This is a genomic window from Aliirhizobium wenxiniae, assembly GCF_019511445.1.
GTDB classification, from domain to species: Bacteria; Pseudomonadota; Alphaproteobacteria; order Rhizobiales; family Rhizobiaceae; genus Neorhizobium; species Neorhizobium wenxiniae_A.
This window is the reverse complement of sequence record NZ_JAEUAN010000107.1, coordinates 1-325: the sequence shown is the minus strand read 5'-3', so window position 1 is coordinate 325 and position 325 is coordinate 1. Positions and strand designations below refer to the sequence as shown.

Here is a 325-nt window from a genome sequence, read left to right as displayed (position 1 = left end):
CTGATTTCTTCATCTTCATCCTCTGTAACAGGCCTATCGGCTGACGGGTCGTGTCGCATGCACCCACCGCCACGAGAGATGATATCGCGCCGGCTTTTGCATGGTCGTCCGCCAACGATCCTGTCATCAACTCTTGCCACGACAGTGGCGAGCAACGGAATTTCTCCCCACGATGGATAACGGTCGCACGTCGATCCGGATTGACCTTGCCCCGTTGAAATAATCCATTTTGAAGTAAGCTCTGGCCCATCGAAAGGACCAGAGAATGAAGCGCACACGTTTCACGGACGAACAGATCATTGGCATTCTGAGGGAGCACGAGGCT

The 325-nt window shown here is 53.8% G+C and carries 1 protein-coding gene; it reads right to left on the bottom strand.

Annotated features, from left to right (window positions below; genetic code table 11):
- The coding region (locus tag JNB91_RS30505; protein WP_220329136.1) for a hypothetical protein at positions 1–325 on the bottom strand (325 nt) is incomplete at both ends.